Below are 5916 nucleotides of genomic sequence, written 5' to 3'. Positions count from 1 at the left end.
GGAGCCTGCGGCCACGACGATGATCGCTGTGCGTGGAACGGGAAGGATGGTCACGGCTTCACGTTACCGGCCGAGACGACGAAAGGCGGGTGCCGAAGCACCCGCCTTTCGTCGTGGAAGAGCTCAGGAAGCGAGAACCTCGTCGAGCAGTGCGCCCGCCTTGTCCTCGTCGGTCTTCTCGGCGAGCGCCAGCTCCGAGATGAGGATCTGGCGAGCCTTCGCCAGCATCCGCTTCTCACCCGCGGACAGACCGCGGTCCTGGTCACGGCGCCACAGGTCGCGCACGACCTCGCTGACCTTGATCACATCGCCGGAGGCGAGCTTCTCGAGGTTCGCCTTGTACCGGCGCGACCAGTTCGTCGGCTCTTCTGTGAAGGGTGCTCGCAGCACCTCGAAAACATGATCGAGGCCCTCCTTGCCGATCACGTCGCGAACGCCGACCAGGTCGACATTCTCCGCGGGGACCTCGATGATGAGATCTCCCTGGGTGACGTTGAGCTTCAGGTATTTCTTCGCCTCACCCTTGATGATGCGCTCCTTGACCTCGATGATGGTCGCAGCGCCATGGTGGGGATAGACGACGGTCTCGCCAACCTCAAAAAGCATAAAAACGTGTCCTTTCGGCAACCTCAAGGATACCACAGGGGACATGCGCTAAGGTTCGCGCCCCCAGGGCCGCAGGAGCCCTCACGACTTACGCATAGAATGGTTCCGGATATCCCCGCCGGACCTCAGGAGGACCCGTGAAATCGCGCCTTGTTGCGTCTGCAGCCCTCAGCGCCCTCGTTCTGCTCGGTGCGACCGGGTGCACGTTCATCACCCCGCAGTCCACCAAGACCGAGTACGCCGCCTCCGACGGAGTGAACGTCTCCGACGAAGACGGGCCCATCGACGTGCGCAACGCCCTCGTGGTCGCCACGGAGGACGGTTCGGTCGGCAACTTCGTCGCCGCGATCGTGAACCCGACCGACGAGAAGGCCACGCTCACCGTCACCGTCGAGGGTGTCGACCCCTTCGCCATCACGGTCCCGGCGAACGACACCGTGAGCCTCGGCTCTGACGCCGACCCGGTGCGCATCGTGGGCCTCGACACCAAGCCCGGCGCTACCGTCGAGATCCACTTCCAGTCGGGAGATTCCACCGGAGTCAAGACCCAGGTGCCGGTGCTCGACGGCACCCTCCCCTACTACTCGGATCTGGTCCCCAGCGAGAAGGCACCCACATCGTCGCCGACCCCGCTGCCGACCGATACGGCAGCCCCGGCGCCCTCGAACTGACGCCGCACGCAGCGAGAAGAGGCCGGCACCCCTCGGGGTACCGGCCTCTTCTGCGTCTCACCGGCAGCATGCGCCACCGATCGGACGCTCAGCCCTCGAAGCGGTACCCCAGACCACGCACCGTGACGAGCATGACGGGCTCGCTCGGGTTCTCCTCGATGCGCGAGCGGATGCGCTTGATGTGCACGTCCAGCGTCTTGGTGTCGCCGAAGTAGTCGCTCCCCCACACGCGGTCGATGAGCTGCCCCCTGGTCAGGACGCGTCCCGAGTTGCGCATCAGCACCTCGAGCAGCTCGAACTCCTTCAGCGGCATGTTGATCTGCGCACCTGCCACGGAGACGGTGTGTCTGTCGATGTCGAGAGACACACGTCCACCGTCCAGCACACGCTCGTCCAGTTCACCGTCCGCCTGGACCACCCGGCGCAGCACCGCCCGCATCCTGGCGAGCAGCTCCCGGGACGAGTAGGGCTTCGTGATGTAGTCGTCCGCTCCGAGTTCGAGGCCGACGACGATGTCGACCTCGGAGTCCTTGGCGGTGAGCATGATGATCGGCACAGCAGAGGTCGAGCGGATCTGCCGACACACCTCGGTGCCCGGCATCCCCGGCAGCATCAGGTCGAGCAGCACGATGTCGGCACCGCGCTCCCGGAAGGCCGCGAGTGCGCCGGGGCCGTCCTCCGCGATCTCCACCTCGTACCCCTCGCGTCGGAGCAGGTAGGCGAGCGGGTCGGCGAGGTCGGGCTCGTCTTCGACGAGAAGGATTCGGGTCATGCTCTCTCTCCGTTTCGCACGCGGGCGGACGCGGCGTTCTTGGCCGCCTTGCGCGCGCGCTTCTTCTTGTTCTTCTTGCCCGCGTCGCGATTGTCTGGGGCATCGATCCGAGGAAGCCGGATCGTGAACGTGGACCCGCGACCGGGACGGGACCACAGCCGCACTTCGCCACCGTGACGCTGGGTGGCGTGCTTGACGATGGACAGGCCGAGGCCCGTGCCGCCCGTGCGCCGCGATCGGGCTTCGTCGGCCCGATAGAACCGCTCGAAGATGCGCTCGCGATCTGCTTCCGCGATGCCGATGCCCTGATCCGACACCGCGATCTCGACCACACCGTCTTCCGCCCGTACGCCCACGCCCACTCGGGAGCCGCGCGGCGAGTAGACGATGGCGTTGGCGATCAGGTTGCCGACCGCCTCGATCAGGATCTGCGCATCGCCGCGCACCCAGACACCACGGTCTCCACCCCTGGCGAGTTCCACGCCGGCGGAATCGGCCTGCACGACATGGGCCTCGATGGAGGAGGCGATCACCTCGTCGATCGCGACCGGCCCCACCGTGGACAGCCCGTCCTCGGCCTGGAGCCGGGACAGGCTCATGATGCGACCGGTGAGCTGACCGAGACGACCCGCCTCCGCCGAGATGCGCGCGGCGAAGATGCGCACCTGGGAGGGATCGTCGGCCGCCGACTCGATCGCCTCGGCGAGCAGGCTCACCGCACCGACCGGCGTCTTCAGTTCGTGGCTCGTGTTCGCCACGAAGTCGCGACGCATCTGGTCCAGTCGTTCCTGCTCCGTGACATCACGGATGATCAGCAGGACGAGGCGGCTGCCGATCACGCTGGCCCGAGCCGAGACCAGGCGGGGGTCGAGGCTCACCCCGCCGCGCGTGATGCGCATCGACTCGGTGACGGAGCCGCCGGCCTCTCTGACGCCGCGGACGAGCTGCCGGAGCTCCGGGTTGTCGAGAGTCGAGCCGACATCGATCCCGAAGCGCGTCGCGGCCTGCGATGCGGCCAGCACCAGACCGGAGGCGTCGACGATCGCCGCCGCATCGTCCATGCTGTGCAGGACGTCGGTGATGCCGGCGGGGATCGCCAGCGACGTCTCCTCCTGCACTCGAGCCCGCGCTCGGTACGCCCACACCACGAGGAGCGACAGGCCGACGCCGATCACGAGCCCGATGGCGAGCGAAGACAGCGCGAGCTGCGGCAGGGTCATGACTCCAGCGTAGAGTGCGTTCACCGTCCGTCCGGCGGGTTTCCGCGCCCTGGCGGGAACAGGAGAAGTACTATTCACGTGCTGGGCACCGTTCGTTAACCTTCGAAGCAGACAATCGCTTCGGGCCTGTGCGGGAGCACAGACCTGCTCTCGTGCGGACGACCCGCCGCCTCGCGCTGATCCAGCCGAGATCCGAATGAAAGGTTGCGCCCCAACATGCGCGAAGTCTTCCACCAGTCCCTCGAGGACCTGCAGAACCGCCTCGTCGAGATCGCCGACCTCGTCACGGTGTCCATCGACAAGGCCACCAGGGCGTTCGCGACGAGCGACGTGGCTCTGGCCGAAGAGGTCATCGCCGACGACGCGAAGATCGACGAGCTGGCCGTGGCCCTCGACGAGCAGGCCATCGAGATCCTCGCGCGCCAGCAGCCGGTCGCCCGCGACCTCCGCATCGTCGTCACGGCATTGCGCGTGAGCGCCTCGCTCGAGCGCATGGGCGACATGTCGGAGCACATCGCCCAGCTCGCCCGCCTCCGCTTCCCCGAGCGCGCCATTCCGAAGGGCCTCAAGGGCACGTTCGTGAAGATGGGCGAGCTCGACGTCGAGGTGGCCCGCACCCTGTCCGAACTGCTGCGCACGCAGGACCTGCGTTTCGCCGACGCCATCCGCAACGCCGATGACGACGTCGATGAGCTGCACGCCACCGTCTTCGAGAAGGTGCTCAGCGACAACTGGAAGGGCGAGGCCACGGCCACCGTCGATGCCACGCTCGCCAGCCGGTACCACGAGCGCTTCGCCGACCACGCGGTGGCCGTCGCGAAGAAGGTCGTCTACCTCGCCACGGGCGACTGGGCGGTCGAGGAACACGACATCCCGCTCGCCGTCGAGCAGCAGGAGCTCGGTCAGCAGGAGTTCGGCCACGCTTGACACCCACTCGCGGATACGACGGAGCCCCCGATGCCATCGCATCGGGGGCTCCGTCGTATCCGCGAGGGGGCTTCTACTTCTTGCCCTGCGCCGCGACGGCGGCTGCACCGGCGGCGGCGGCCTCGGGGTCGAGGTAGCGGCCGGGGCCGGTGGGGACGTTGTTCTCGTCCAGCTCGTACACCAGCGGGATGCCGGTCGGGATGTTCAGCTCGGCGATGTCGTCGTCGCTGATGCCCTCGAGGTGCTTGACGAGACCACGCAGCGAGTTGCCGTGCGCCGTCACGAGCACGGTCTTGCCGGCTTCGAGGTCGGGGACGATCGCGCTCTCCCAGTACGGCAGCAGGCGGTCGATGACGAGCTTGAGCGACTCGGTGCGCGGCACCTCGCCGTCGATGTGCGCGTAACGGACGTCGTTCACCTGGCTGAACTCGCTCTCGTCGTCGAGCACGGGCGGCGGCACGTCGAACGAACGACGCCACAGCTGGAACTGCTCCGGGCCGAACTCTTCCAGCGTCTGTGCCTTGTCCTTGCCCTGCAGCGCGCCATAGTGACGCTCGTTCAGGCGCCAGGAGCGCGTCACCGGGATCCACAGACGGTCGGCGGCATCCAGGGCGATGTTCGCCGTCTGGATGGCACGGCTCAGCAGCGAGGTGTGCAGCACGTCGGGGAGGATGCCGGACTCCGCCAGCAGCTCGCCGCCGCGGCGTGCCTCCTTCTCGCCCTGCGCATTGAGGCGGACGTCCACCCAACCGGTGAACAGGTTCAGTTCGTTCCACTCGCTCCGGCCGTGGCGGAGCAGGATGAGGGTGCGCGTCGCAGTCATGCCGTCAGTTTATCCGTCCGGGACTGAGGACCCGAGTCGGATGCTGGGAGGATGGAGACATGGCGTCATCTCCCCTCGGTCGGCCGACCCGCGGCACCACGGGGACGAACCGCCTTCGGCGAAACGACCGCTGGATCGCCGCGAGTGAGGCGCTGCGCCGAGCATCCGACCCGTTGGTCGTCGACCTCGGCTACGGCGCCAGCGGGGTCACGGCCTTCGAGCTCGCCACGCGCCTGGTCCGGGTGCGTGACGACGTGGAGGTGCGCGGACTGGAGATCGACCCCGCCCGCGTCGCGACGGCCGATGCGCAGCTCGACGAGGTGCGCGCGGGCCGAACCTCCTTCGCGTCCGACCTTCCGGTGACGTTCGCGCGCGGCGGTTTCGAGGTTCCGCTTCCCGATGGGCGCAGAGCAGCCGTGATCCGCGCGATGAACGTGCTGCGCCAGTACGACGAGCAGGATATCCCCGGCGCCTGGTCACGGATGGCCGCCCGGCTGGCGCCCGGTGGCCTGCTGTTCGAGGGCACCTGCGACGAGATCGGCCGCGTCTCGAGCTGGGTCGACATCGATGCACAGGCGACCCCGCTGCGGTTCACGCTCTCGCTCCGGCTCGCGGACCTCGAGCACCCGAGCATCGTCGCCGAACGCCTGCCCAAGGCACTGATCCACCGCAACGTCACCGGCGAACGCATCCATGCCCTCCTGGTCGACCTCGATCGCGAATGGGACCGCGCCGCGCCGTTGTCGACCTTCGGGGCGACGCAGCGTTTCCTCGCCGCGGTCGGTTCACTGCGTGATCAGGGTTGGCCCGTGATCGGTGGGCGCACGCGCTGGCGTCTGGGCGAGGTCACACTGCCATGGGCGGCCGTCGCTCCGCGCGCGGACTGACTCCGGGCCG

General features: G+C 67.9%; 7 protein-coding genes. 3 read left to right on the top strand and 4 right to left on the bottom strand.

The window, feature by feature from the left end:
* Window positions 1-123 precede the first annotated feature (123 nt).
* A complete protein-coding gene (locus tag DSP71_RS18975; protein WP_017201416.1) occupies window positions 124-606 on the bottom strand; it encodes a CarD family transcriptional regulator in 483 nt (160 codons plus the stop codon).
* Window positions 607-743: 137 nt separating this feature from the next.
* Here DSP71_RS18975 and DSP71_RS18970 point away from each other — a divergent pair, with 137 nt between their 5' ends.
* Window positions 744-1277: a restriction endonuclease subunit M gene (locus DSP71_RS18970; RefSeq protein ID WP_046746524.1), complete on the top strand. Its 534-nt coding sequence runs from the start codon at window positions 744-746 to the stop codon at window positions 1275-1277.
* 88 nt (window positions 1278-1365) lie between these two features.
* On the opposite strand, the gene DSP71_RS18965 is transcribed toward DSP71_RS18970, so the two are convergent.
* Together DSP71_RS18965 and DSP71_RS18960 are read right to left on the bottom strand one after the other, a co-directional pair.
* Window positions 1366-2049, bottom strand: a complete 684-nt coding sequence (locus DSP71_RS18965) for a response regulator transcription factor (protein ID WP_045263359.1) — start codon at window positions 2047-2049, stop codon at window positions 1366-1368.
* Window positions 2046-3269 carry a cell wall metabolism sensor histidine kinase WalK gene (locus tag DSP71_RS18960; RefSeq protein WP_046746523.1) on the bottom strand — a complete coding sequence of 408 codons (1224 nt, stop codon included), beginning with the start codon at window positions 3267-3269 and terminating at the stop codon, window positions 2046-2048. The genes DSP71_RS18965 and DSP71_RS18960 overlap by 4 nt, the downstream gene beginning before the upstream one ends.
* A gap of 216 nt (window positions 3270-3485) precedes the next feature.
* Here DSP71_RS18960 and phoU point away from each other — a divergent pair, with 216 nt between their 5' ends.
* The gene (phoU, locus tag DSP71_RS18955) at window positions 3486-4196 is read left to right on the top strand and encodes a phosphate signaling complex protein PhoU (protein ID WP_046746522.1); all 711 of its coding nucleotides are present in this window, start codon (window positions 3486-3488) and stop codon (window positions 4194-4196) included.
* A 73-nt stretch (window positions 4197-4269) separates the two neighbouring features.
* Here the strand turns inward: phoU and DSP71_RS18950 are convergent, their stop codons facing one another.
* A complete protein-coding gene (locus DSP71_RS18950; RefSeq protein WP_046746485.1) occupies window positions 4270-5019 on the bottom strand; it encodes a phosphoglyceromutase in 750 nt (249 codons plus the stop codon).
* A gap of 59 nt (window positions 5020-5078) precedes the next feature.
* Between DSP71_RS18950 and DSP71_RS18945 the strand changes: the two genes are divergently transcribed.
* Window positions 5079-5906 (top strand): class I SAM-dependent methyltransferase, encoded by an 828-nt coding sequence (locus tag DSP71_RS18945; protein ID WP_113681826.1) that lies wholly within the window; start codon window positions 5079-5081, stop codon window positions 5904-5906.
* The last annotated feature ends 10 nt before the right edge of the window (window positions 5907-5916 follow it).

Origin of the sequence: Microbacterium sp. H6, from assembly GCF_003314775.1 — a bacterium.
GTDB lineage: Bacteria > Actinomycetota > Actinomycetes > Actinomycetales > Microbacteriaceae > Microbacterium > Microbacterium oxydans.
The sequence above is the reverse complement of the archived record's forward strand: the minus strand, read 5'-3'. Positions and strand labels throughout refer to the sequence as shown.

Bases quoted from the DNA above. Each gene is read 5' to 3' on its own strand.
- phoU (WP_046746522.1), top strand. From the start codon at position 3,486: ATGCGCGAAGTCTTCCACCAGTCCCTCGAGGACCTGCAGAACCGCCTC.
- DSP71_RS18945 (WP_113681826.1), top strand. From the start codon at position 5,079: ATGGCGTCATCTCCCCTCGGTCGGCCGACCCGCGGCACCACGGGGACG.
- DSP71_RS18960 (WP_046746523.1), bottom strand. From the start codon at position 3,269: ATGACCCTGCCGCAGCTCGCGCTGTCTTCGCTCGCCATCGGGCTCGTG.
- DSP71_RS18975 (WP_017201416.1), bottom strand. From the start codon at position 606: ATGCTTTTTGAGGTTGGCGAGACCGTCGTCTATCCCCACCATGGCGCT.
- DSP71_RS18950 (WP_046746485.1), bottom strand. From the start codon at position 5,019: ATGACTGCGACGCGCACCCTCATCCTGCTCCGCCACGGCCGGAGCGAG.
- DSP71_RS18965 (WP_045263359.1), bottom strand. From the start codon at position 2,049: ATGACCCGAATCCTTCTCGTCGAAGACGAGCCCGACCTCGCCGACCCG.